This window comes from Glaciimonas sp. OK215 (assembly GCF_057787885.1).
This window is the reverse complement of sequence record NZ_CM173544.1, coordinates 2,037,001-2,062,280: the sequence shown is the minus strand read 5'-3', so window position 1 is coordinate 2,062,280 and position 25,280 is coordinate 2,037,001. Positions and strand designations below refer to the sequence as shown.

The window sequence follows — 25,280 nt, the reverse complement described above, 5'->3', positions numbered from 1 at the left end:
TCGCGTATTGTGCTGAATTGTCTTTGAGTCTGATTCTTTATATGTATATCGTCGCCATTGCATGGATTTACGTCGTCTTCATGATGGCAATCACCGAGCAGACTGCTACCGCCGGAGTAATGACATTCCTGCTGTACGGCGTTCTTCCTTTGACAATTGTTTTATACCTGATGGGCATACCGCAACGCAAGCGAAATCGACAAAGAGCCGAACAAAAGCGAATGTCTGGCCAACCGGACACAGTCGATAAAGTGAATGCGGAGGCACCTGATACAAAATATGATCCTGCACATGAGATTGCACATGAGCAGGCGCAAAAGCCGACCGATGATTCGGTGGAAAAGCGAGATTGAAAACGCTGTTATTTTAGCCAGATCAGCGACGCCATGCGACCTGTCACCTTATCACGCCGATAAGAGTAAAACTGCCGATCGCTGACAGTACAAGCGCCACCGCCATACACGCGCGCTACGCCAACCTCGCGCAAAACAATCCGGGCCAGGCTATAGATATCAGCCAGATATTTCCCCGACCGTTCGGCAATCGGTACAAATGCGGACTCGGTCTGCAGCAGAATTTCTGCCGATGCTTGCCGTGCGCGAGCGCCCGCCATAAATGCTGCAAGCACGTCGGTGCCAACTTCAAATTGTTGCGGGCCGATTGCAGGGCCGAGCCAGGCCATGAGCTCGCCGGCACCGGCATCACGCATGCGCGCCACCGTACTCTCCAGCACGCCGCCCACCAAGCCACGCCAGCCAGCATGTGCGGCGCCAACCGCGCGACCTTCGACGTCACAAAACAATACCGGCAAACAGTCCGCCGTCTGTACCGCGCAGACCGCTCCAGGCCGGGTCGCGATTGCGGCATCGGCTTCGACACCGATATCCGCGCTGCCGGCATCTACCACATTCACGCCGTGAACCTGCGTCATCCACAGTGGAGGGGCCGGCAACAAGCTATCCAGCAAAGCCCGATTCCGCACGACGTCGGCCAGTTGATCTCCGACATGCGCACCCAGATTCAGACCGCCGCCGCCGACACCATTATCGTAAGGGGGCAGGCTGACCCCACCTTCACGGGAAGTAACCAAAGCGCCGACATTATGTGGCGCACCGATCCAATCGGGAATAATCAGATGCATAAGTTGAGATGTAAGCAAGCGGTCGCAGGAAAGACGCACACAAAATGCATCGTCCCCGGAAATTTTATTCAGGTGCAGAAATGCCTGCACGCGTGATCAAATCGGCAAAATCATCCGGAAGCGGCGTGAACCACTCACAGTCCTCCCCGGTAGTCGGGTGAAGCAAACCAAGACGTGTCGCCTGCAAGGCCTGGCGCGGAAATGCCGGCATCAGATGCTGTTTGCCATACAACGTGTCGCCAACCAAGGCAAAACCGATCGACAGCATATGCACACGAATCTGATGGGTACGGCCGGTTTCCAGCTGGCAGCGCATCAGGCTCACAGGACGTCCGTCCAGCAGGCCGCTTTGCAGTCGTTCGTAATGCGTTACCGCTGTTTTGGCGCTCGGGCTTTCTGACACTGCCATCTTGATCCGATCGCGCGGATGACGCGCCATCGGACTATCAATGGTGCCATTCAGTTGTGGCGTGCCCCAAACCAGCGCCAGGTATTGGCGCTTGACCGTGCGCGCCTGCAACTGGCGCACCAGATCGGTCTGCGCTTCCAAGGTCTTGGCAACCACCATCAACCCGCTGGTGTCTTTATCCAGACGATGGACGATGCCGGCGCGCGGCACACCACCCAGCTCCGGCCAGCGAAACAGCAAGCCGTTCAACAAGGTTCCCGACCAGTTACCGGCGGCAGGATGCACCACCAGTCCGGCCGGTTTGTCGATCACGATAATATCGTCGTCTTCATACACCACCGAAATAGGCATGGCTTCCGGCGTGTACGCGTGCTCATCCGGTGCCGGTTGCGGTAACACAATCACCGTCTCGTCGCCGAAGGCAATCATTTTGGTGGTGGCAACCTTGCCATCCACGCTGACATGACCAGCCTCCATCCATTGCTGGATGCGGCTACGCGAATATTGTGGAATCTGGCTGGAAATCACCTTGTCGAGTCGGGTTCCACACACCTCCGGCGTCAATTCCAGCACAATCGGCGCGGCACTGGTTACCGCTGCATCACTTTCTTCGATATCATCGATATCGGCTTCGAATTCTGCTTCCGTAGGGTTTTCAGCCAAATTTGGCTTTGTAAATGACGTCACTGCAAGTCCCATCGGCTATAATCAATCAATTGTTTACACGCATTCTTGCGAACCACCATGCAAAAAAAACTATCCACACTAGCTGCAGTCGCATTCGCTCTCTCTTTATCGGCATGTGGCTTATTGCCCGACAAGGTCGATGAAACCGCAAACTGGTCTGCGCCCAAATTATACTCGGAGGCCAAGGATGAAATGAGTAGTGGTGGTTACGATAAGGCAATTTCATATTTTGAAAAGCTGGAATCACGCTATCCATTCGGCACCTACGCCCAGCAAGCACAGATAGATATCGCCTATGCGCATTACCGCCAGGGCGAGCAGCCGGAAGCACTCGCAGCTATCGACCGCTTCATCAAGCTGCACCCGAATCATCCGAACGTGGACTATATGTATTATCTGCGCGGCCTGGTCAACTTCAACGACAAGGTCAGTATCTTTGATTTCCTGTCGAAAGAAGACGTCACCGAACGCGATCCAAAAGCCGCTCGCGATGCTTTCGATGCCTTCAAGCAAGTCGTACAACGCTTCCCGGACAGCACTTATGCACCGGACTCGCTCGCCCGCATGAAGTATCTGGTGAATGCGATGGCCCAATATGACGTTCACGTGGCCAACTATTATTTGCGCCGCGGCGCGTATATCGCTGCAGTCAATCGCGCCCAAAATGCCGTTCAGGAATATCGCGATGCCCCAGCCGTGGAAGAAGCGCTGTACATCATGGTGCGTTCCTATGATGCGCTGGGCATGAAGGAGTTGCGCGACGACGCTGCACGCGTCTTGCAAAAAAATTATCCGGATAGTGTCTTTTACAAAGGTGGACCGGTAAAGAAAAATCCCTGGTGGAAAATCTGGTAATCACGCCACTGCATGGCGCATGTCGTGCACGATCACAAAAAGCCACGCAATGCGTGGCTTTTTTTCGTGCCAACTAAGCGCGCTCACCCGGATGCGGAAATCTTTACATCATCAGGCAATCGACGATTGCGTCAATGCCGTTGCCTTGACCCACTCAATCCGATGCAGGCTTTGCAAAAACTGTTGCGTGGCCGATTCCCACGAATAGGTCAAGGCATGCTGCCGCACCTGCTCCCGGTCCAGCTGGAGCGCATTCATGCAAGCACGCGCCAGATCATTCTCCAGGCTGCCGGAACGACCGTCTGCCACCACATCGATCGGACCGCTGACCGGATACGCCGCTACCGGTACACCGCAGGCCATGGCCTCCACCATCACCAGGCCAAAGGTATCGGTATGACTGGGAAACACCAGCACATCTGCGCAGTTGTAATAAGCGTTTAATTCGTGATGCAATTTACTTCCCAGAAAGTGCGCGTGCGGATAGCGTTGCTGCAACTCTTCACGCAACGGGCCATCGCCAATAATCCACTTGCTACCGGGCAGTTCCGCTCGCAAAAACGATTCAATGTTTTTCTCAACGGCGACTCTGCCTACATATAAATACAACGGACGCAAAATGCATGCGTGATCTTGCTCAACCGGCCGAAAACGCTCTGTATCCACGCCACGTCCCCACAACACCAGATGCCGAAACCCACGCCCTTCGAGCGCCTGCCGAATATGCGGTGTAGGCACCATCACTGCCTTCGACGGCCCGTGAAACCAGCGCAGCCATCGATACGTCAGCGCCATCGGCAACATCGAACGCGCACTCAGGTATTCCGGAAAGCGGGTGTGATAGGCAGTAGTAAATCCTATCCTGTGGCGCAGACAAAAGCGCCGCGCCGCCAGCCCCATCGGACCTTCAGTCGAGATGTGTATGCAGTCCGGCTGGAACGCGCGCAGCGTCGCCGCCACACGCGCATAAGGCTTGTAAGCGAGTCGGATTTCCGGATAAGTGGGACACGCAAAAGTAGCGGCATCATCCGGGCTGATCAGCATCACCTCGTGACCATGATTACGTAAACAGCGGCAGGTTTCCTTCAGCGTATTCACAACACCATTAATTTGAGACTGGGCAGCGTCCGTTACGATGGCAATTCGCATAGCTCCCCTACCCTGGTACTGGCCACTGTGTTTTTTTGCCCCATGATTTCCTGCCAAGTCACCAGACGCAATGCGCCGCTGGCATCTTCCACCAAGGCTGACAAGCTCTCGACCCAATCGCCGTCGTTGCAATATGTGATGCCATTGATATCGCGAATTTCCGGCTTGTGAATATGCCCGCAGATGACGCCATCCAAGCCTTTTTTCGCAGCTTCCGCAGCTAACGCATCCTCAAATGAGGAAATATAATTCACCGCATTTTTTACTTTGAGCTTCAAATACTGCGACAGCGACCAATACGGCAAACCGGCACGCGCGCGCCAGCCATTGAACCACTGATTAAACTTCAGAATCACTGTGTACAAGCTGTCCCCGACATATGCCAGCCATTTTGCGCAAGCGATCACGCCATCAAAGCGGTCCCCGTGCAGCACCAGGAAGCGCTTTCCCTTGGCGGTGGTGTGGACCAGCTCATCGCGAATCTTGATGCCGCCAAAGTCCAGGTCAATGAATTGCCGGACCGCTTCATCGTGATTGCCCGGGACAAAAATCACTTCGGTCCCTTTGCGCGCTTTTTTCAATACCGTCTGTACGACGTTGTTATGGATTTGATCCCAATACCAGCGCCGCTTCAACTGCCAGCCATCGATGATGTCACCGACCAAATACAGCGTCTCCGATTCCGTCGCGCGCAAAAATTCGAGCAGGCGCGCGGCCTGACAACCTGTCGTTCCCAAATGCACATCCGAAATCCAGATGGCGCGGAAGCGAATCGGCTCGCGCTTGACGTTCGACCCCGGCCCGGAAAATCCGCTACTCAAGAAACGATCGCCAGGTTTCATGCAGCCCCCATCTCTTTACGGTAGTGACGTGCATAACGACTATCGAGTCTCGCTAATGGCAATAGCAGGAAAAAATCAGCTGAATGGAAATCAGGGTCCCATGCCGGCTCGCCGCAGACCCACGCGCCGCTGCGCAAATAGCCTTTTAAGAGCGGCGGCATGTGCGGCACATGGCCGGCCTCGCGCTCATACACCGGGAACGGCGTGTGCGGTGTCACCCGATACTCCGCCGGGGCGAAATTCTCGTCGCTCAGCGCGTGATACAGCGCCGCCGCATTATGACCGCCGTCCGCCAGGCTGACGCTGACGCACCCCATCAGATACTCGCAGCGCTCGCGTCGCATATATGCAGCCAGCCCGGCCCATAGCAGCATGATGACGCTGCCGCTGCGATAGTCCGGGTGGATGCAGGCGCGCCCTGCCTCGGCGATGCTGCTGCGCAGGTGATCGAGGCGGCCGAGGTCAAATTCCTGTTCCGAGTAGAAGCGTCCCATGCGACGCGCTGCGTGCGGACTCATCACACGATAGGTACCCACTACGCGTAAGGTTTTCGTATCGCGGACAATCAGATGATCGCAGTAGGAGTCAAATTCATCGCTATCGAGGCCGTCCGGATTGGCCAGGGCCGACAAACTGAATGCCTCAATAAACACTTTATAGCGCAGGCGCTGTACTTCGCGTATTTCTTCCGGCGTGCTGGCGAGACTCACCGTTAATTTGGAAAAACTCGGGTTGGCATCGCCTGGTATCGTCAGTAATCGCATGCATCGTCCTTTTCAGATTTCGACAACGCCAGACTAACTATCGATTACTTCAAGAAAATGACAGATTTATTTCCGTTTGATGACTTGGTAACATTAATTGGCAAATGAGCCACATACGTGCGGCGACAGAATGAGATCCCGGAACCAGCGGTAAAATACGCCTGCAGCGCCACCAGCATACTTACCCAGCCCACCTTGAGCACACCAAAAATCATGCACTGCGATTGCGATTGTTTCTACTCCTCAGTAGAAATGCGTGATGCGCCATCGTTATCGTTATGAACGTTGAAACCCGCCGCATCGCCCATTTGGATATGGATGCCTTTTATGCATCGGTAGAACTCCTGCGCTATCCGGAATTGCGAGGGCAACCAGTCGTTATCGGTGGGCGCTCAGCGCACCGTCCAATACTTCAGGAGGATGGAACGCGCATCTTTGCGCAGTTGAGAGACTACATTGGCCGAGGTGTCGCGACGACATCAACCTACGAAGCACGGGCGCTTGGCATTTTCTCTGCCATGGGCATCATGAAAGCGGCACAATTAGCGCCCGACGCCTTTCTCTTGCCGACCGACTTTGATGCATATCGTTATTATTCGCGCTTGTTCAAAAGCGCGGTCACAGGCATTGCACCGCACATCGAAGACCGGGGTATCGATGAGATCTATATTGACCTCAGTGATCGGCCTGAAGAGACGCATTCGCTCGCCCTAAGTATTAAACAGGCGGTCCAGGATGCCACCGGCTTGTCATGCTCGATTTGCGTAGCACCAAACAAACTATTGGCCAAGATCGGCTCAGACCTGGAAAAACCGAATGGACTGACGATTCTGAGCTATGCGGATATACCGCAAAGAATCTGGCCGCTGCCGGTACGAAAGGTCAATGGCATCGGCCCGAAAGCCACTGAAAAACTTGGCAGCCTTGGAATTTTCACGATTGAAGAGCTGGCAAAAGCAGCGCCTGATTTACTTCAGAAGCATTTTGGCAGAAGCTACGCCGCCTGGCTTCATAATGTGGCTCGCGGCATTGATGACCGGCAGGTAATAACGAGTTCGGAACCGAAGTCCATCAGTCGCGAAACCACCTTTGAACGCGACCTGCACGCCCGTCACGATCGTGACACGCTATCGACTATCTTTACTGAATTATGTACGCGCCTGGGCGAAGATCTTCTACGCAAAGGTTACGTTGGCCGCACAATCGGCATCAAACTGCGCTACACGGATTTTCGCACCGTTACGCGTGATGTGACGCTCCCGGTTCCCACTGCTGACGGCGCGACCATTCGTCGCGCTGCCGGGGAATGCCTGCGACGCGTTCCGCTTGAGCAGAGATTGCGACTGCTGGGTGTAAAGGCGAGTGCTTTATCCAGACGCGATGCCCCTGATAATAAAGACGATTCCTCTCAAGGCGATCTTTTCTTCGATATGTGAAACGCAAAGGCGACGGACCGGTAGCGTGCCGTAACGAATTGGAAGGGGCTGACGCCCCTCCCTTCCGACTGATCTATTACTTGGGTTGCGACACAACCCGCAGATACGGCTTCAAGGTCTTGAAGCCCTGCGGATATTTCTTTTTGGCATCCTCATCGGAAACAGACGTGGGAATGATGACGTCTTCGCCTGGCTTCCAGTTCACCGGCGTGGCCACGGTGTGCTTGGCGTTCAGCTGAATCGAATCCAGCAAGCGCAGCACTTCATCGAAATTGCGGCCCGAGCTCATTGGATAGACAAGCATTGCCTTGACCTTCTTGTCCGGCCCGATGATGAACACCGAGCGCACGGTGGCGTTGTCCGCCGCGCTGCGCTGTCCGCCGCTGGCGTTCGGGTGAAGCATGTCGTAGAGTTTCGCGACCGTCAGATCCGGGTCGCCGATCAACGGATAGTTGATCGCGTGGCCTTGCGTCTCCTCAATGTCCTTGACCCAGGCCTGGTGGTCGCTGACAGGATCCACGCTGAGTCCGATGACCTTGGTGTTGCGTTTGTCGAATTCGGGTTTCAGGCTGGCCATATAACCCAGCTCGGTGGTACAGACGGGAGTGAAATCCTTTGGGTGGGAGAACAGGATGGCCCATTGGTCCCCGATCCACTCGTGTAAGCGGATCTTTCCTTCAGTGGTTTCGGCAGTAAAGTCCGGTGCTTCGTCACCTATGCGAATCGACATTTTCGACCTCCATTGTGTGTGAATCGGATTATTCCGGCCATCAGCAGCGTGATGGCTTTGTCAAACTCTGGGTTCAGAACCGCGATTGAGCGCCCTGAAACTTTCATTGTAGTCAATCGCCTTGGTTTTCATAGGGATCTCCATATTGACAGCTGCCTTGCAATAATTGCATCTAAGTTTATCAAGCATCAGTCGCGGCATGCAGATGCCGACATCAGGACTATGATATAGTCCCCTACCCTATATTTGGAGATGAGGCATGGGCCACACTATCCGCGACAAGCAAAAGCTTCTGAACCGCGTACGTCGCATCCGGGGACAAGTCGAGGCCATAGAACGCGCCTTGAACGAGGAAAGTGACTGCATCAAGGTACTCCAGCAGATCACCAGTTGCAGAGGCGCAATGACCGGCTTGCTGGCCGTCGTGCTTGAAGATCACATCCGTACGCATCTGGTCGATGCCGACCCGCATGACGGAGAACAGGGCGATGCCAAAGAACAACTTATCGACGTTGTCCACAGTTATTTCAAGTGAGTCTGCAATGAGTGAATTTTGCGAAGCCCCATTCTGGGTTGGCCATGACCACGTTATTCTGGGTGAACGTCACGCCAGGAACGAACGCAAGACCTGGGCGGTGATCGCTATGCTAAACACCAGGCAGCATGACATATGAGTGTCAGTTCACCCTGCATTGAAGTATGCAAGTTTGACGGGAATACGGGGTTCTGCGTCGCCTGCCTGCGCACGCGTGACGAGTGCAAAGAATGGAGGAAAATGAAGGACAACCGGCGCCATCAGATCCTCCAGGACCGCAGGAGGCGCGAGACCAAGTTGCCAAAGCAAGGCTAAAACGACTGCATGCTCAGGTGGCGCAAACTTTAATTGCAAATTCAACCCGAATCCCGTGCACACGGATTGAATTTTTCAATGAACTGGAATAATTATGCATCAAGGTGTGATCTGCGCATTGCTGGCCGCCGCGTTATTTGGCGCCAGCACGCCGTTTTCCAAAATACTGGTCGGCCAGATGGCGCCGGTCATGCTGGCCGGGCTGCTCTACCTCGGCAGCGGAGTGGGCTTGCTGGCCTGGTATGCGGTGCGCGCCATCGCCGCCGACCGCAAACGGGCGCCAGGCGACCGCCTGACCGGGCGCGATCTGCCATGGCTGGCCGGTGCCATCCTGTTCGGCGGCATAGCCGGGCCTGTGCTGCTGATGCTCGGCTTGACGCACACGCCGGCGTCGTCCGCATCGCTGTTGCTGAATATGGAAGGCGTGTTGACGGCGCTGCTGGCGTGGTTCGTCTTCCGGGAGAATTTCGACCGCCGCATCTTTCTCGGCATGGTCCTGATCGTGGCGGCCGGCGTCTTGCTTTCATGGGAGCAGCGCCCCGCATTGGGCGTACCCTGGGGAGCGTTCGCAATTGTCGCCGCTTGCCTATGCTGGGCCATCGACAATAATCTGACGCGCAAGGTATCGGCCAGCGATGCGGTCCAGGTAGCCGGCATCAAAGGCCTGGTGGCGGGATCGGTGAATCTGTCGATTGCACTGGCGCTGGGCTATTCCGTGCCGGAGGCACGCACCATATTTAGCGCCGGGATCGTCGGTTTCTGCGGCTACGGCCTGAGCCTGGTGCTGTTTGTGCTGGCGCTGCGGCATCTCGGCACAGCCCGAACCGGCGCCTATTTCTCTGCAGCGCCGTTTGTCGGCGCCATCGTGGCGCTACTGATGCTGGGGGAAACCCCAACTACCGTGTTCTGGATTGCCGCGGCGTTGATGGGACTCGGCATCTGGCTGCATGTGACGGAAACGCATGCGCATGACCATACGCATTTACCGCTGTCGCATTCGCATCTGCACCGCCATGACGCCCATCACCAACACGAACATGATTTTCCATGGGATGGGAAGGAACCGCACGTCCATCCGCATCGGCATCAAACATTGGTACATACGCATCCGCATTTCCCGGATATTCATCACCGGCATCGACACTGACGCAACAGGCGCAACAATGTTGTCGACTACAACCGAAATCAAGAAAGACAGCGCTGACAGCGCGTGGATGGTATTTCTGGTCTTCTTACGTTTGGGCCTCACGTCATTTGGCGGTCCAATCGCACACTTGGGGTACTTCCGAGACGAATTCGTTACACGTCGCAAGTGGCTTAGTGACCGCAGCTACGTTGACATCGTCGCCTTGTGCCAGTTTCTACCCGGCCCCGCCAGCAGTCAGGTCGGCATAGCGCTTGGTTTGTCGCGCGCAGGATATGCCGGTGCGCTAGGCGCCTGGGCTGGTTTCACGTTGCCCTCTGCGATCGCCATGACGCTGTTTGCCATTGGCGTGTCGACCTGGGGCAATGCTGTTCCGGCGGGCGCATTGCATGGTTTGAAGGTGGTCGCCGTCGCCGTGGTGGCACAAGCCGTGTGGAGCATGGCGCGCAATCTTTGTACAGATACGTTGCGTGTCAGTATCGCTGCGGTATCCGCTTGCGTGATCCTGGTATGGCCGACTGCCTGGGGCCAGATTGGCGTGATCTGTAGCGCTGCCCTGGTCGGCCTGTACTTGTTCAAGCCGTCGCAAGTATTACCCCATGATCCGCTCCCGATCTCAGTTAGCCGACACGTCGGCTTCGTGCTGCTGGGGCTATTTTTTGGTTTGCTGATCGGTTTGCCCATCCTGGCGAAAGCATGGCCGGATCAGACGCTGGCAATGTTCACTGCGTTCTACCGCGCCGGATCGTTGGTCTTCGGTGGGGGCCACGTAGTGTTGCCGCTTCTGCAAGCCGCAGTCGTACCAGGCGGCTGGGTGAACAATGAAGCCTTCCTGGCCGGCTACGGCGCCGCACAGGCGATGCCTGGCCCGCTCTCCACATTTGCAGCCTTTCTGGGCGCCTCGATGAATCTTTCGCCAAGCGGCTGGATCGGCGCCGCCGTGTGTTTGATCGCCATCTTCATGCCGTCATTCCTGTTGGTTCTAGGCACCATGCCGTTTTGGGAGCCGTTGCGCCGCAACGTGCGTATGCAAGCTGCGCTCGCCGGGGTAAACGCGGCAGTTGTCGGCGTCCTGCTGGCCGCGCTCTACCATCCGGTCTGGACCAGCGCAGTATTAAAACCAGTGGATTTTGGGCTCGCGCTCATTGCGCTGGTGGCTTTGATGTTCTGGAAGTTGCCGCCTTGGTTAGTCGTTATCGGGTGCGGTGTCGCCGGATGGGGGCTAAGTTACGTTAAGTAAGTTAACGCATGCCAGCTGACGGCAAATAGCGCTTGACCTTCCCACTGGGGGAACGATGATAATCCGCTATCGCGTTTTTTTACCGGCTCCCAGGAAGCAAGCTCGCCATAAATTAAGCAAAAACTTAAAATAATGAAACTCTCCCGCCCTTCCCGCTTGCTTGCCGCACTCATCGTGCTGATCAGCATGCTGTTCATGCAGCTTGCTGTCGCAGGATATGCTTGTCCGGCCTTCAAGATCGGGCAGGTCAGTGCGCCGATGTCGATGGAGGGCGATCAAGCGATGCCCGGGTGCGAGGGCATGGATAAGTCGCAACCCAGCGTCTGTCACGCGCAGGATCAGGCCGGCAACCAGTCTCTCGACAAGCCGCCGATGCCGCATGTGCAGCCCTTTATGGCCGCCGCGCTGACGCTGGTATTCCGAAATATTCAGATCGTCGACCATTCCACCGACACACCACCCAACGCTGTTCTTCTGACGCGATCCACCGCGCCGCCGCTGTCCATTCGCAACTGCTGTTTCCGCATTTAACTCCCCGGATCGCCTAGTCCGTCATCGTCGTGCCGCGTGCACGCCTGATGTTGCCTATCGCTATCTGGAGGTTACATGTCATCCCCCGCATCATCCACATTTTCTGCGGTTCTTCGGTTTTCCCTGAGAATCAGCTGCGCCGCACTGGCAGGGTCGCTTGCGTTCTCTGCCAACGTCTATGCCGGCGAGGCACCACTGACGCTGGCCGAGGCACAGCGCCGCGCCATACAACATTCGCACCAGCTTATTGCTCAGGATTTCTCTGTCGCCGCTGCGCGCGACATGGCGGTCGCCGCCAACCAGTTGCCCGATCCGGTATTCAAGGCCGGTATCGACAACCTGCCTGTCACCGGCCGCGACCGTGGCAGTCTCAACAACGACTTCATGACCATGCGTCGGGTCGGCGTGATGCAGGAAATCACGCGTTCCGACAAACGGCATTTGCGCGCCGATCGCTTCGAGCTTGACGCCCAAAAGACCCTGGCCGAGAAGAATGTGGCAACGGCCGCCATTGAGCGCGATACGGCTCTGGCCTGGCTGGACCGGTATTACGCCGACGCGATGGCGGAGGTCGTCGCCGAGCAAGGTGAACAGGCCAAACTTGAAATCCAATCGGCCGAAGGCGTCTACCGTGCCGGTCGCGGCAGTCAAGCCGACATCTTCGCCGCCCGCAGCGCACTGGCGGCGTTTGACGATCGCGCCAGTGAAATCCAACGCCGCGTGCGCAATGCGAATACCATGCTGGCGCGCTGGATCGGTGACGTCGCGGGCCTGACATTGGCCGACAAACCTGCCACCGACACTATCCGACTGGACCCGGCGACGCTCGATAGTCAGCTTGGGCATCATCCACAGATTGCCGTTCTCACCAAGCAGGTCGAAGTTGCCGAGACGGAAGCCAAGCTCGCGAAAGCCAATGAAACAGCCGACTGGACCGTGGAACTAGCATTCCAGCAGCGAAGTTCAGCTTTTTCCAACATGGTGTCAGTCGGCGTCTCGATCCCGCTGCAGTGGGATCGGAAGAACCGCCAGGACCGTGAACTCTCTTCCAAACTGGCGCAAGTCGAGCAAGCCAAGGCCGAGCGCGAGGAGATGCTGCGCGCGCATGTTGCGGAGACCCGCAGCATGATCAACGAATGGGACAACAATCGCGAGCGGTATAGCCGCTATGAGCGCGAACTGATTCCACTCGCCAATCAACGCACGCTGGCAGCGATCACTGCCTACCGTGGCGGCAAAGCCAGCCTGGCCGATGTGCTGGCCGCACGCCGCAACGATATCGACGTGCGCATCCAGGCATTGCAACTCGCGACCGAGACCGACCGCCTGTGGGCGCAACTCAACTTTCTCTTTCCCACCGATGATGCGATGGCGCACGCTGGGATGAACCGGGACACGCAATGAAGAACATGAAAATCCTCCTCGCCGCTGCGGTTGCCGGTCTGGTCGGGGCAGCTGGCTACGGCCTGTATTCGACCGGCATGCAGCAGGGTAAGAAAATGGCGACGCCGATGGCGAGCCAAACGGCATCCTCGGCAGTCGCTGAGTCGACAGCCGGCGATGCCGGCAAGAAAGTGCTGTATTGGCACGATCCGATGGTGCCGGGCCAGAAGTTCGACAAGCCGGGCAAATCGCCGTTCATGGATATGCAGTTGGTGCCGGTCTACGCCGACGATGCAGGCGACGACGGCAAGGTGAATATCAGCCCGCGCGTGCAACAAAACCTGGGCATCCGTACCGCCGCAGTCACCAGAGGCAACCTGACGTCGGCAGTCGTTGCCGTCGGCAGCGTGGCGTACAACGAACGCGATGTCGTGCTGGTGCAGGCGCGCAGCAATGGTTTCCTCGAACGGCTGTATGTGCGTGCGCCACTCGATCCGGTGCGCAAGGGACAGGCGCTGGCCGAATTGTATGTGCCCGAGTGGGTGGCGGCGCAGGAAGAGTATTTGTCAGTCAGGCACATGCAGGGAAACGGCATCGAAGGCCTGCTTGACGGCGCACGTCAACGCATGCGCCTGGTCGGCATGGCCGACGACCAGATTCATCTGGTGGAATCCAGCGGCAAGGTACATCCGCGCCTGACTATTTTTGCCCCCATCGGCGGCGTGGTGTCAGAACTTGCCGTGCGTGAAGGCATGACCGTGATGGCTGGCGCACCGATGTTCAAAATCAACGGCCTGCGCACGATTTGGGTGAATGCCGACGTACCGGAGAGCTTGGCCGCCCTGGTGCGCCCGGGGAATGCGGTCGAAGCGCGCACGCCGGCGTTGCAAGGGACGGTATTCAAGGGCAAGGTCAGCGCGATTCTGCCGGACGTGAATCCGGCTACGCGCACGTTGAAGGCGCGCATCGAACTGGCCAACCCTTCCGGCCAGCTGGTGCCGGGCATGTTTGCCACGATCAACTTTTCGTCTGCGGCACGCAAGGACATCTTGCTGGTACCGACCGAAGCGGTGATCCAGACCGGAACCCGCAGCGTTGTCATGGTGGCGCAAGGGGATGGCAAGTTTCTCCCGGTCGACGTTGAAATCGGCGCTGAAACCAACGGCCAGAGCGAAGTCCGCAAAGGATTGGAAGCGGGGCAAAAGGTCGTCGTCTCCGGCCAGTTCCTGATCGATTCCGAAGCCAGCCTGACAGGAACGGAAACGCGGATGAGCGGAATGAGCGCAGCTGCACGCGGCAAAGCAAGCAGACCGACGCATCGCGGCGACGGCAAGGTTGAAAGTATCAACAAGGAGGAGATCACGATCTCGCATGGGCCGATTCCGACCCTGCAATGGGGCGCGATGACGATGGGCTTCAAGTTGCCGGCGGGTGGCTTGCCGAAAAACATTGTCGTGGGGAGCAACGTCGTTTTCGAGATTCATCCGATCAAGGATGGCGCGTTCGAAATAGCCGCGATTACCCGGGCCGCTGCCAAGCCGGCAGGAGCCGCGCAATGATCGCCAAGCTGATCCGCTGGTCCATCGCCAACCGCTTTCTGGTGCTGCTGGCGACGCTGATGGTCACCGCCTGGGGCATCTGGTCGCTGGCGCGTACGCCACTCGATGCGATACCCGATTTGTCCGACGTACAAGTCATTATCCGCACCAGCTATCCGGGCCAGGCGCCACAGATCGTCGAGAACCAGGTCACCTATCCGCTGACCACGACCATGCTGTCGGTGCCAGGTGCGAAGACCGTGCGCGGCTACTCGTTTTTCGGTGATTCCTTCGTCTACATCCTGTTTGAAGATGGCACGGATCCGTACTGGGCCCGCTCACGGGTGCTGGAATACCTGAACCAGGTACAGTCGCGCCTGCCGCCGCAAGCCAAAACCGCACTCGGACCGGATGCGACCGGCGTCGGCTGGGTCTACGAATATGCGTTGGTGGATCGCAGCGGCAAGACCGATCTGTCGGAATTGCGGGCCATACAGGACTGGTTTCTCAAGTACGAGTTGAAGGCGGTGCCGAATGTCTCGGAAGTCGCGAGCATCGGCGGCATGGTGCGGCAATACCAGATCGTGCTCGATCCGGACAAGATGCGCGCCTACAACATCCCGCACGGCAAGATCATCGACGCGGTGCAGAAAGCCAACCAGGAATCCGGCGGCTCCGTGCTGGAACTGGGCGAGGCAGAATACATGGTGCGCGCGTCGGGTTATCTGAAATCGCTCGATGACTTCCGCAAGATTCCGTTGATGACGACCGACGCCGGTGTGTCGGTGCGGCTGGGGGACGTCGCGCGGATCCAGGTCGGGCCGGAAATGCGGCGCGGGATTGCCGAACTGAATGGCGAAGGCGAAGTCGCCGGCGGCGTGATCATCATGCGCTCCGGCAAAAACGCGCTGGAAACCATCGCTGCGGTGAAGGCCAAACTCGAAAAATTGAAAGCCAGCCTGCCGCCCGGTGTCGAGATCGTCCCGACTTACGACCGCTCGAGCCTGATCAAACGTGCGGTCACCAACCTGAAAGAAAAACTGATCGAGGAATTCATCGTCGTCGCCGTGGTCTGCGCGATCTTCCTGTTTCACCTGCGCTCGGCACTGGTTGCCATCATCACGCTGCCGATTGGGATCCTGATCGCCTTTATCGTCATGTATTACCAGGGAGTCAACGCAAATATCATGTCGCTGGGCGGGATTGCCATCGCGGTCGGCGCCATGGTCGATGCCGCCGTGGTGATGATCGAGAATGCCCACAAGCATATTGAAGCCTGGAACCACGCTCATCCCGGTGAAAAGCTGACGGGCAATGACCACTGGCGCGTCGTCGGCGACGCCGCCTCCGAGGTGGGTCCGGCGCTGTTCTTCTCGCTCCTGATCATCGTGCTCTCGTTCATTCCTGTGTTCACGCTGGAAGCGCAGGAAGGACGCCTGTTTTCTCCACTGGCGTTTACCAAGACCTATGCGATGGCCGCCGCCGCGGGCCTGGCGGTGACGCTGATTCCGGTCTTGATGGGTTATCTGATTCGCGGCCGGATTCCGGATGAGCAAAAGAATCCGCTCAATCGCTTCCTGATCGCGCTGTACCGTCCCTTGCTCGACATTGTGCTGCGGTTCCCGAAGCTGACCTTGCTGGTGGCCGCCCTGGTGGCGATCGTGACGATCTGGCCGATGACCCGGCTTGGCGGCGAATTCATGCCGCCGCTAGACGAAGGCGATGTGCTGTACATGCCGTCGGCACTGCCTGGTTTGTCGGCCGGCAAGGTAGCGCAGTTGCTGCAGCAAACCGATCGCCTGATTAAAACCGTGCCCGAGGTGCAAAGCGTGTTCGGCAAAGCCGGTCGGGCCGAGAGCGCCACAGATCCGGCGCCGCTGGAAATGTTTGAAACCATGATTCAGTTCAAGCCGCACGATCAGTGGCGGCCCGGCATGACCCCGGACAAGCTGATCCAGGAACTCGACCGCATCGTCAAGGTACCCGGGTTGTCGAACATCTGGGTGCCGCCGATCCGCAACCGGATCGACATGCTGGCCACCGGCATCAAAAGTCCGGTCGGGGTCAAGGTCGCAGGCATCAGTTTGCAGGAAATCGACCGCATTACCGGTGACATAGAGCGCGCCGTCAAGCACGTGCCGGGCGTGTCATCGGCGCTCGCCGAGCGCTTGAACGGCGGCCGCTATATCGACGTGAACATCGACCGCGATGCGGCCGCCCGCTACGGCTTGAATATTGCGGACGTGCAAAGCGTTGTGTCGGCGGCGATCGGCGGCGACAACATTGGCGAGACCGTCGAGGGCTTGCAGCGCTTCCCCATCAATGTGCGTTATCCGCGCGAGGTGCGCGACTCGGTCGAGAAGCTGCGCCAGTTACCGGTGCTGACTGATCGCGGCGCCCAAATCCAACTGGGCGATGTCGCCGCGATTCGCATCAACGATGGCCCGCCGATGCTGAAAAGCGAAAACGCGCGCCTGTCGGGCTGGGTGTATGTCGATATCCGCGATCGCGACCTGAGTTCCACCGTGCACGACATGCAGCAAGTCGTGGCCAGGGAAGTCACATTGCCGGCTGGCTACTCGATCGCCTGGTCGGGGCAATTCGAATATCTGGAGCGTGCCACCGCAAAACTCAAAATCGTGGTGCCAGCGACCTTGCTGATTATTTTCGTCCTGCTGTATCTGACCTTCAAGCGTTTTGATGAAGCGGCCTTGATCATGGGGACGCTGCCGTTTGCGCTGGCGGGCGGTATCTGGTTGTTGTGGCTGCTCGATTATCACCTGTCGGTCGCCGGCGGCGTCGGTTTCATTGCGTTGGCGGGCGTATCGGCCGAGTTCGGCGTGATCATGCTGCTGTATTTAAAACATGCCTGGGAAGAGCGCCTGGCCAACGGCAAGGATAGTGAAGCCGACCTGCTCGATGCGATTCGCGAAGGTGCCGTGTTGCGGGTGCGCCCCAAGGCGATGACGGTGGCCGTCATCATCGCCGGCCTGGTGCCGATCATGCTGGGCACCGGCACCGGGTCGGAAGTCATGCAGCGCATCGCCGCACCGATGGTCGGCGGGATGATCACCGCACCGCTGCTGTCGATGTTTGTGGTCCCGGCGGTCTACCTGCTGTTGCGTCGGCGTCCGCTGCGCGCCACCGTCATGGCCTCCGGCGCAGGTTCAGGCATGCAAGCAGGAGAGATCGCCACGGTCTAGACTGCACCCAATATTTTTTTTACCAACCCAACCAACGAAGGAAATTGCAATGAAACTTACCGCAACAGTGTCCCTGATCCTCGCTTTGTCCGCATCCGATGTTGCCATGGCGCAGTCTGGCGGCGCGAAAAATATGGATATGCAAGGCATGGACATGAAGACCATGCCGATGGACAAAATGTCTCCCGACTCCACTCCTAAAACCGTCACCCACAAGGCGACCGGTACGGTCAAGGCGGTTGATCCGGCCAAGGGCACGGTGACGCTTGCGCACGGACCGGTCAAAACCTTGAATTGGCCGGCCATGACGATGACCTTCGCTGTGAAGGACAAGATGTTCTTCGACAAACTCGCCGTCGACAAGAAAGTGACCATCGATTTCACCCAACAGGACACCCATTATGTCGTGACCGCTGTGAAGTAAAGGCTGTCCGGATCAGGCCGGATTGCCATGCGCGGCAAAACGGGCCCGATATTCGGCCGGATTAATCCCCAGCTGGCGTTGAAATACCCGCCGCAGGTTTTGCTCTTCGCCGTAACCGACTTCGGTGGCAATGCTTTTCAGCGGCAGACGCGTACTCTCCAGAATCCGGCAGGCCACCTCCAGCCGGATCGCCTCCACCGTCCTGGCCGGCGTACGACCCAGTTGCGCGCTATATATCCGGGCAAAAGTACGTGGCGACATGCCGGCCTGTTCGGCCAGCCGCTCCACCCGCAAATCATCCTGCAAATGGGCCGCGATCCATGCGTGCAGATCAGCGAAGTGACCGCCCTTGGCAGCCTGCGCAATCAGCGGCACGCTGAATTGCGATTGACCGCCCGGGCGCTTGACGAACATCACCAGTTGCCGCGCGGTCTGGATCGCCAGTTGATGGCCGAAATCCTCCTCGATCAGTGCCAGCGTCAGGTCGATGCCGGCGCTCACGCCAGCCGAGGTCCAGAGCCGTCCGTCCTTGATAAAGATAGGATCGGGATCGACCACCAGCGCCGGATATCGGGTCTGCAATTTTGCCGCCCAATCCCAATGCGTCGTGACCCTGCGGCCGCTCAACAGCCCGGCCGCTGCCAGCAAAAAAGCCCCGGTGCACACCGAACAAACCCGGCGTGCCTCAGGTGCAGCCAATACGATCCAGTCGACCAATGCGGCCTCCGGAACAAAGATGTCATCGCGCGAACCGCCCGGAACAATCAGCGTGTCGATTGCCAGCCCGTCCAGTGCTGCCAGGGCGACCGTGATGACCGGCAAACCCGGTCCGGTGACGACCGGGCCGCCGTTGGCGGAAGCGACGATGGTTTCGTAGGTTCCGCCTCCCGCATCCCGGTTCAGGCGGCTTGCCGTCGCCAGCGCCTGCAAAGGTCCGCTGAGATCAATCAGGTTCATGCCTTCGTAGGCAAGCAAGACCACGCGATAAGATTTTTTAGCTGTCATTTGAGTTATTTACTGGATAGCTTCAGTTGCCGAAAAGCCACGCCGCTGCGCCAACACCCACCACACGGTCATCATCGCGCATAACGTCAGTAGCGGCAGCATCGCCGTGTTGAGCGCGGCCCAGCCGTAGTATTGCAGCAGCGGACCGGCGGCCAGGGTTGCCAGCGCAGTCGCCGCATAGCGCAGGAATTCGGCGGCACCCTGGGTCTTGGCGCGCTCGGCCGGGCGGTAAGACTGGGCCAGCAACGTGCTGCCACCGACGAACATGAAATTCCAGCCTACCCCCAGGCATAGCAAAGCGAAGTAGAACGCCGCCAAACCGGTGGAATTCATCGCAATCACGACGCACAGAGCATTCAATCCCATGCCGGCCAACACCATGCGCGCCACGCCAAAGCGCGTCATCAGATACCCGGCAAAAAACGATGGCGCGAACATGCCCACCAGATGCCATTGAATAATATTCGCACCGTCATCGATGCTGTGATGACAGGCGACCGCAGCCAGCGGTGCAGCGGTCATGATGAACATCATGACGACTGATCCCACCACGTTATTCGCCAGCGAAGCGACAAAAACCGGCTGGCGGACGATCACCGCCAGCGCGCGCGCTGGCGCTGCGCCGACAGTTTCCATCTGTTTAGCCTGTGGCGCGTTATCGCGATACCAGCTCAGTAGCACGATGACCGATAGCAACCCCAGAATTGCCACCATCAGATAAGCACCGGCAAACAGCGCGGCCGGGAACAGGTTCTTGCTCCACGCCGCCAGCGCAGGACCAAGTACCGCGGCGATCACCCCGCCGGTCAGCACCGTCGCGATGGCCCGGCTTTTGGCCGACGGGCCGACCGCATCAGCCGCCGCCAGCCGGTAATATTGGGCGAAAGCCTGAAACACGCCGACTGCTGCCGTACCGACACAAAACACCCAGAAATGATTGTGGAAAACCGCCCAAACCGAGATCGCACCGCCAATCGCACCAACCATGGCACCCAATGCGAAGCCCACGCGGCGGCCCAGTCTTTGCAACAGGAACGCGGCAAACAACGTCACCAGTGCGCCGGCCACCGTGATCATCGCAAACGGCAGTGTCGCTAACGCCTTGTTCGGCGCCAACTGATAGCCGGTCAAGCCGGTTAACGTCAGGTCGATCGAGATTGCACTGGTAAACAGGCCCTGACAGATCGCCAGCACCAAGGCATTCCGCTTGCCGGCATTGCCGGTATCGTCGGCGCCCGGCGCCGCGTTTGTCGTGTCAATTGCTGTCATCGCCATCCTCTGGTTGCGCCTCCATCGGAAAACTACAGGACACGTTAAGAGGATTGTCATAGACACCAGTTTTGGCGTCAATGACAACGAACAGTCATTTCCTGCCAAAACCAGATAACTAGAGGCACAGTCAGGATTGACTGGACATAGTCCAGGCGCACCAGACATGCGATGTGGAACGACTTCAACTTGTGTTTCCCAAGCCTTCACAATAGAATGCGTAGGTTTTTTTTCTGACCCGCTTGCATCCTCGTAAGTCCCCCATGTTGCGTACCCGCCGTCATAAACTTGTTGCCTGGACTTGCATCTTTGCCATATGGCTAAGTGTGTTCATGCCGACGATTTCGCAGTCGCTTAAGGCGATGGGGACGGCGCAGATATTCCACGACATCTGTACGTCATCCGGATTCTCCCATTCCGATTCAGGTGACAGCGGCAAGTCATCTTTACCGGCCAGTGATCATTGGAATGCCTGCGGCTACTGTACGCTGCTGGCCAACAGCCCGCCGGTGACCAGTTCTTTCGACATATTGGTCGCAACTGCCGCCACCATGTCGCATGACAGTCCTCTGTTGTACGACTACACGCCGCCACGCCCGTTTCGCGGTCAGACCCACCCGCTCGATCCTCCACTGACTATTTCCTGATCTTCTTTTTCCGACACATTTGTGTCGCGCACCCTCCTATTGCATGTGCAATGCGGGGGACGACTATTCATTGAAATCCAGGGGAAGTTTATGCTTAATTTGCTCGCGCAAACTAAGGGTGTTGTAGCACGCCAAAAGTTATCATTAAGTCAATCATATTGTTTATCCGCCGCATTGCTGCCGTTGTCATTCCTTGCACTGCCATTACTCTCTCAAAGCGCACGTGCCGCAGAGGACGATATTCACGTCGTTCCCGAAGTCTTCGTGACCGGGACCAGGGACAAGCAGGCGTTTGATCCCAATCTGCCCGCTACCAGCGAACGGATCACAGCGCAACAATTGGAAAATCTGAACGTCATCAACACGGAAGATGCGTTGAAATACATGCCGAATATGGCGATTCGCAAACGCTTTATCGGCGATGAAAATGCCACCATTTCGGTGCGCGGCAATGGCACCTCCCAGACCGCGCGCGGACTGGTATATGCCGACGGGCTGTTGCTGAGCAATTTCCTCGGCAATACGCATAGCTTCCCGCCGCGCTGGTCGATGGTGTTCCCCGAAGACATTGCGCAGGTGGATGTGATCTACGGTCCTTTTTCGGCGCTGTACCCGGGTAATTCGATGGGCGCAACAGTAGCGATCACCACTAAAATGCCGACCCGGTTTGAAGCGCTGGCAAAGGCGCAGGTGTTTAGTCAGCAATTCAACCTGTTCGGGGTTGACGGCCATTTCGACGGGAATAAAACTACCGCGTCGATTGGCAACAAGGTCGGGGATCTCTCCTTCCTGCTGGGCATAGATCACCTCAGCAATGCCGGACAACCATTTGTGTACGCCAGCCAGCCACGTTCAACGAAAGCGGCAACCGGCGCGGCAATTCCGGTGACCGGCGCATATCAATACACCGATCCAAACGGCGCACCCGCCACCATCTTCGGGGTGAATGCCGAAGGTGCCGAACGGGCGCTGCAGGATCAATTCAAGTTCAAGGCGGCCTACGATATCACGCCGACCTTGCAGGCCGGATTCACTTTCGGTTACTGGCGCCAGCAGGTGAGCAACAGTACATTGTCGTTCTTGCGCGACGCGAGCGGCAACCCGGTGTATGCGGGCCTCGTCAATGTTGGCGGCTATCAATATGCCTTGCCCGCATCATTCTTCGCACCAGCGGCGAGCGCGAGTGAGAATCAGCTGTATGGACTGACGCTTAAAACCCGCAATCCCAGCGGCTGGAATTACTCCGCGATTGCATCGTATTTTGATGTATCAAAGAGCATTTCCAGGTCTGCCAGCAGCGGTCTGGCGAGCGATCTCACCGGCGTTGCGACATTCGGTGATGGCTCCGGCTGGAAGACCCTTGACCTATCGGCCGACTACAAGCCCACTACGGTCGATGCCGGCAGCCATTGGCCCACTTTCGGCTATCACTACGACAATTATTTCCTGGAAAATACGACCTACACTCTGAGCAACTGGCGTAGCAGTGACAGCGGCGGATTCAACAATGCCTTTGCCGGCAAAACAGAAACGCAGGCGCTATTTGCGCAAGATGCCTGGCAATTGAGTCCGCTCTGGAAATTGACCTACGGTCTGCGCTACGAAGATTGGCGCGCCTACGATGGCGCGCGTGCGGTCACCGGTTCGCGCCAGGCCTACAACAATCGCAACCTGTCTTACTGGTCGCCAAAGGCGGCGCTGTCCTACAAAGCGACATCCGATCTGATTTTCCGTTTCTCTACCGGGCGCGCTTACCGTTTCCCGACTGTCAGCGAACTCTTTCAAGGAAGCCTGACCGGCTCGACACTGGTCAATAACGATCCGAATCTCAAACCTGAAAACGATCTGGCGAAGGAATTGAGCGCCGAGTGGGCGCAGTTAAACGGACTGGTTCGCATGTCCGTGTTTGAGGACGATGTGAAGAACACATTGTTCAGCCAAACCAATACGACGGTGTTTCCCAACGTGACGAATATCCAGAACATCGATCGCGTGCGCTCTCGCGGCATCGAACTCAGCTATTCCGGCGAAAATGTTTTTCTGCGGGGACTTGATCTGAGCGCCAGTGTTGGCTATACACGCTCCATTATTCTGGAAAACAGTAAAAATCCAGCGACTGTCGGGAAGAATTTTTACCGTATCCCATTATGGCGCGCGAATCTGGTCGGCACTTATCGCATCAATGATCAGGCAAGCACGATGCTGGCAGGGCGCTACTCTGGCCGACAGTTCAACACGCTGACCAACACCGATATCAATCCGGATACGTTTGGGGGTACCAGTTCGTTCCTGGTGTTCGACACCAAATTTACTTTCAAGCCGACGAAAAATACGGAGATTGGGATCGGCATCGATAATCTGACCGACCGTCGCTATTACGTCTACTACCCGTACCCAGGCAGAACCTTCTATCTGGAAGCAAAAGTCAGCATGTAATGCGGGCTCCCCTTCCCTTTATTTTCCAGAGTTGATCATGCAGACTACATTTCAAGAACAATCGCAAGCTGACGCAGCATCAACCGCTTCGCGCAATTACCGCATCCTGTGGCGTTGGCACTTTTATGCCGGGCTGTTCGTGATGCCCTTTTTGATCGTGTTGGCGATTACCGGCGCAATCTATGTGTTTAAACCGCAGATAGATACGGCACTCTATGGCGACAAGTTGTTTGTGTCTCCAAGCCGGCAGCCACGAATCGGTTACGACAGGCAGTTAGGCATCGCGGCCGCTGCTGTACCGAAAAATGCCGTAGCAAAGTCGTTCGCCGTGAGCAATGACCCACGACGCAGCACCGAAGCGGTGTTCCGCTTACCCTCCGGCGAAAGCACCAGCGTGTATGTCAATCCGTACACCGGTCAGGTCTTGGGCACGCTCAGCGTAGAGCATCGGCTGATGCAGCAGGTGCGGCAAATCCATCGCGATCTGCTGTTGGGAACATGGGGCCGCTGGCTGATGGAACTGGCTGCCTGCTGGACCCTGATCATGGTCGGAACCGGCATCGCCCTGTGGTGGCCGAGAAAGCGGTTTTCGGTGTGGGGTACCTTGCTTCCTCGCCTGAATTTACAGGGACGGGCCGTGTGGCGAGAGCTGCATCTGGTGGTAGGTCTCTGGGTATCGATCGGCGCAGTATTTTTTATATTGAGCGGCTTGCCGTGGTCGGGTTTCTGGGGCAAGAATTTTCAGGCCGCGGTGACCTGGGCTAACTTCGATCAGCCGACGCCGGCCGTGAAAAGCGAGCATATCCACACGGAAGACGCTAGCCCAACGCCAGGCCATGCAATGCCGATGAAGATGCAGGATCTGCCGCTGGCGGAGATTCCCTGGGCCGTTGGGGCAACGACCGTACCAATGTCCCACGACCACGCCATGCCGCCGCAACGACTGTCGATTGATCAGGTCGCAACGATAGCGGCCCGGAACGGCATGTTCACTTATCAGCTTGCATTGCCGAATACAAATGCCGATGTATTCACCGCATCGTATGCACCCGGCGCTTCGGAATTTGTTCGTTCCGACCTCAATCGGCAACGGACGCTGCATATTGATCAATACAGCGGAAAAATCCTGAAAGATATCCGTTATGCCGACTACAGTGCCGTGTCCAAGGCGGTGACGCTGGGTGTTGCCTTGCACATGGGCGAATATTTCGGATTGGCGAACCAACTCATTTGCGCAGCGATTTCGTTGACTCTGCTCGGGATGGCGGTCACCGGATTTGTGATGTGGTGGAAGCGCCGTCCGCAAAATGCCGTTGGCGCGCCAAAGCGCGTGCTTCAGCCACCGCCTGCCATCAACCGCTGGAAAGCTTATATGGCTATCATGGGCATTCTGTTTCCGTTGATGGGGGCGACGATGCTCGCGGTATGGTTGGGAGATACGCTGATTTTTAGAAATAGAGCCTGACGTTTGGGTTGGCGGCATATTGTTTGCCTGATTAAAAAATGCATTTTTCGATGCAAACGGGCGGCCACTTTCAAATGCCGAACAGTGGCTGTTTTAATGCGAATATGCGGTACAAAAAAGCGCGACGTATTC

Annotated in this window: 23 protein-coding genes; 15 read left to right on the top strand and 8 right to left on the bottom strand. The window is 57.3% G+C overall.

Annotation, left to right across the window (positions count from 1 at the left end; translation table 11 throughout):
• Window positions 1–41: 41 nt before the first annotated feature.
• Window positions 42–353, top strand: coding sequence for a hypothetical protein (locus tag AC3CHX_RS09305; RefSeq protein WP_488643751.1), 312 nt, complete (start codon window positions 42–44; stop codon window positions 351–353).
• A gap of 8 nt (window positions 354–361) precedes the next feature.
• Here AC3CHX_RS09305 and pgeF read toward each other — a convergent pair whose 3' ends face one another.
• Both pgeF and AC3CHX_RS09295 read right to left on the bottom strand, forming a co-directional pair.
• Complete coding sequence (gene pgeF / locus AC3CHX_RS09300; RefSeq protein WP_488643750.1) at window positions 362–1,141, bottom strand: peptidoglycan editing factor PgeF; 780 nt, start codon at window positions 1,139–1,141, stop codon at window positions 362–364.
• Between the two features lie 64 nt (window positions 1,142–1,205).
• A complete protein-coding gene (locus AC3CHX_RS09295; protein WP_488643749.1) occupies window positions 1,206–2,249 on the bottom strand; it encodes an RluA family pseudouridine synthase in 1,044 nt (347 codons plus the stop codon).
• A gap of 45 nt (window positions 2,250–2,294) precedes the next feature.
• Here AC3CHX_RS09295 and AC3CHX_RS09290 point away from each other — a divergent pair, with 45 nt between their 5' ends.
• Window positions 2,295–3,092 carry an outer membrane protein assembly factor BamD gene (locus AC3CHX_RS09290; protein ID WP_488643748.1) on the top strand — a complete coding sequence of 266 codons (798 nt, stop codon included), beginning with the start codon at window positions 2,295–2,297 and terminating at the stop codon, window positions 3,090–3,092.
• A 111-nt stretch (window positions 3,093–3,203) separates the two neighbouring features.
• Here AC3CHX_RS09290 and AC3CHX_RS09285 read toward each other — a convergent pair whose 3' ends face one another.
• From AC3CHX_RS09285 to AC3CHX_RS09275, 3 genes are read right to left on the bottom strand one after another with little or no spacing between them, the layout of a single operon-like run.
• A complete protein-coding gene (locus AC3CHX_RS09285) occupies window positions 3,204–4,241 on the bottom strand; it encodes a glycosyltransferase family 4 protein (RefSeq protein ID WP_488643747.1) in 1,038 nt (345 codons plus the stop codon).
• Window positions 4,223–5,083 carry a UDP-2,3-diacylglucosamine diphosphatase gene (locus AC3CHX_RS09280; RefSeq protein ID WP_488643746.1) on the bottom strand — a complete coding sequence of 287 codons (861 nt, stop codon included), beginning with the start codon at window positions 5,081–5,083 and terminating at the stop codon, window positions 4,223–4,225. The genes AC3CHX_RS09285 and AC3CHX_RS09280 overlap by 19 nt, the downstream gene beginning before the upstream one ends.
• Window positions 5,080–5,847, bottom strand: a complete 768-nt coding sequence (locus tag AC3CHX_RS09275) for a GNAT family N-acetyltransferase (protein WP_488643745.1) — start codon at window positions 5,845–5,847, stop codon at window positions 5,080–5,082. Before AC3CHX_RS09275 ends, AC3CHX_RS09280 begins: the two co-directional genes overlap by 4 nt.
• Window positions 5,848–6,125: 278 nt before the next feature.
• Between AC3CHX_RS09275 and AC3CHX_RS09270 the strand changes: the two genes are divergently transcribed.
• A complete protein-coding gene (locus AC3CHX_RS09270; RefSeq protein ID WP_488643744.1) occupies window positions 6,126–7,283 on the top strand; it encodes a DNA polymerase Y family protein in 1,158 nt (385 codons plus the stop codon).
• Window positions 7,284–7,359: 76 nt separating this feature from the next.
• On the opposite strand, the gene AC3CHX_RS09265 is transcribed toward AC3CHX_RS09270, so the two are convergent.
• Window positions 7,360–8,013 carry a peroxiredoxin gene (locus AC3CHX_RS09265; protein ID WP_488643743.1) on the bottom strand — a complete coding sequence of 218 codons (654 nt, stop codon included), beginning with the start codon at window positions 8,011–8,013 and terminating at the stop codon, window positions 7,360–7,362.
• Between the two features lie 259 nt (window positions 8,014–8,272).
• Between AC3CHX_RS09265 and AC3CHX_RS09260 the strand changes: the two genes are divergently transcribed.
• From AC3CHX_RS09260 to AC3CHX_RS09220, 9 genes are all read left to right on the top strand, one after another.
• Window positions 8,273–8,548, top strand: coding sequence for a metal/formaldehyde-sensitive transcriptional repressor (locus tag AC3CHX_RS09260; RefSeq protein WP_488643742.1), 276 nt, complete (start codon window positions 8,273–8,275; stop codon window positions 8,546–8,548).
• A 135-nt stretch (window positions 8,549–8,683) separates the two neighbouring features.
• The gene (locus tag AC3CHX_RS09255) at window positions 8,684–8,863 is read left to right on the top strand and encodes a DUF1289 domain-containing protein (RefSeq protein WP_488643741.1); all 180 of its coding nucleotides are present in this window, start codon (window positions 8,684–8,686) and stop codon (window positions 8,861–8,863) included.
• Between the two features lie 94 nt (window positions 8,864–8,957).
• Complete coding sequence (locus tag AC3CHX_RS09250; RefSeq protein ID WP_488643740.1) at window positions 8,958–10,010, top strand: DMT family transporter; 1,053 nt, start codon at window positions 8,958–8,960, stop codon at window positions 10,008–10,010.
• Between the two features lie 16 nt (window positions 10,011–10,026).
• On the top strand, window positions 10,027–11,247 hold the full coding sequence (gene chrA, locus AC3CHX_RS09245) for a chromate efflux transporter (protein WP_488643739.1): 1,221 nt from the start codon (window positions 10,027–10,029) through the stop codon (window positions 11,245–11,247).
• A 132-nt stretch (window positions 11,248–11,379) separates the two neighbouring features.
• Window positions 11,380–11,778 (top strand): hypothetical protein, encoded by a 399-nt coding sequence (locus AC3CHX_RS09240; protein WP_488643738.1) that lies wholly within the window; start codon window positions 11,380–11,382, stop codon window positions 11,776–11,778.
• 75 nt (window positions 11,779–11,853) lie between these two features.
• Entirely contained in the window at window positions 11,854–13,182 is a 1,329-nt protein-coding gene (locus AC3CHX_RS09235) for a TolC family protein (protein ID WP_488643737.1), read from the top strand.
• On the top strand, window positions 13,179–14,720 hold the full coding sequence (locus AC3CHX_RS09230) for an efflux RND transporter periplasmic adaptor subunit (protein ID WP_488643736.1): 1,542 nt from the start codon (window positions 13,179–13,181) through the stop codon (window positions 14,718–14,720). Before AC3CHX_RS09235 ends, AC3CHX_RS09230 begins: the two co-directional genes overlap by 4 nt.
• Window positions 14,717–17,902 (top strand): efflux RND transporter permease subunit, encoded by a 3,186-nt coding sequence (locus AC3CHX_RS09225; protein ID WP_488643735.1) that lies wholly within the window; start codon window positions 14,717–14,719, stop codon window positions 17,900–17,902. Before AC3CHX_RS09230 ends, AC3CHX_RS09225 begins: the two co-directional genes overlap by 4 nt.
• A gap of 49 nt (window positions 17,903–17,951) precedes the next feature.
• Window positions 17,952–18,326 (top strand): copper-binding protein, encoded by a 375-nt coding sequence (locus tag AC3CHX_RS09220; protein WP_488643734.1) that lies wholly within the window; start codon window positions 17,952–17,954, stop codon window positions 18,324–18,326.
• A 12-nt stretch (window positions 18,327–18,338) separates the two neighbouring features.
• On the opposite strand, the gene AC3CHX_RS09215 is transcribed toward AC3CHX_RS09220, so the two are convergent.
• Together AC3CHX_RS09215 and AC3CHX_RS09210 are read right to left on the bottom strand one after the other, a co-directional pair.
• The gene (locus AC3CHX_RS09215; RefSeq protein WP_488643733.1) at window positions 18,339–19,331 is read right to left on the bottom strand and encodes a GlxA family transcriptional regulator; all 993 of its coding nucleotides are present in this window, start codon (window positions 19,329–19,331) and stop codon (window positions 18,339–18,341) included.
• A 9-nt stretch (window positions 19,332–19,340) separates the two neighbouring features.
• Window positions 19,341–20,600 (bottom strand): MFS transporter, encoded by a 1,260-nt coding sequence (locus AC3CHX_RS09210; protein ID WP_488643732.1) that lies wholly within the window; start codon window positions 20,598–20,600, stop codon window positions 19,341–19,343.
• Window positions 20,601–20,863: 263 nt separating this feature from the next.
• On the opposite strand from AC3CHX_RS09210, the gene AC3CHX_RS09205 reads away from it, so the two are divergent.
• The 3 genes from AC3CHX_RS09205 (at window position 20,864) to AC3CHX_RS09195 (ending at window position 25,148) form a co-directional block, all read left to right on the top strand.
• Window positions 20,864–21,247 (top strand): DUF2946 domain-containing protein, encoded by a 384-nt coding sequence (locus AC3CHX_RS09205; protein ID WP_488643731.1) that lies wholly within the window; start codon window positions 20,864–20,866, stop codon window positions 21,245–21,247.
• Between the two features lie 90 nt (window positions 21,248–21,337).
• Window positions 21,338–23,683 (top strand): TonB-dependent receptor, encoded by a 2,346-nt coding sequence (locus AC3CHX_RS09200; protein WP_488643730.1) that lies wholly within the window; start codon window positions 21,338–21,340, stop codon window positions 23,681–23,683.
• Between the two features lie 37 nt (window positions 23,684–23,720).
• Window positions 23,721–25,148, top strand: coding sequence for a PepSY-associated TM helix domain-containing protein (locus AC3CHX_RS09195; protein WP_488643729.1), 1,428 nt, complete (start codon window positions 23,721–23,723; stop codon window positions 25,146–25,148).
• Window positions 25,149–25,280 lie beyond the last annotated feature (132 nt).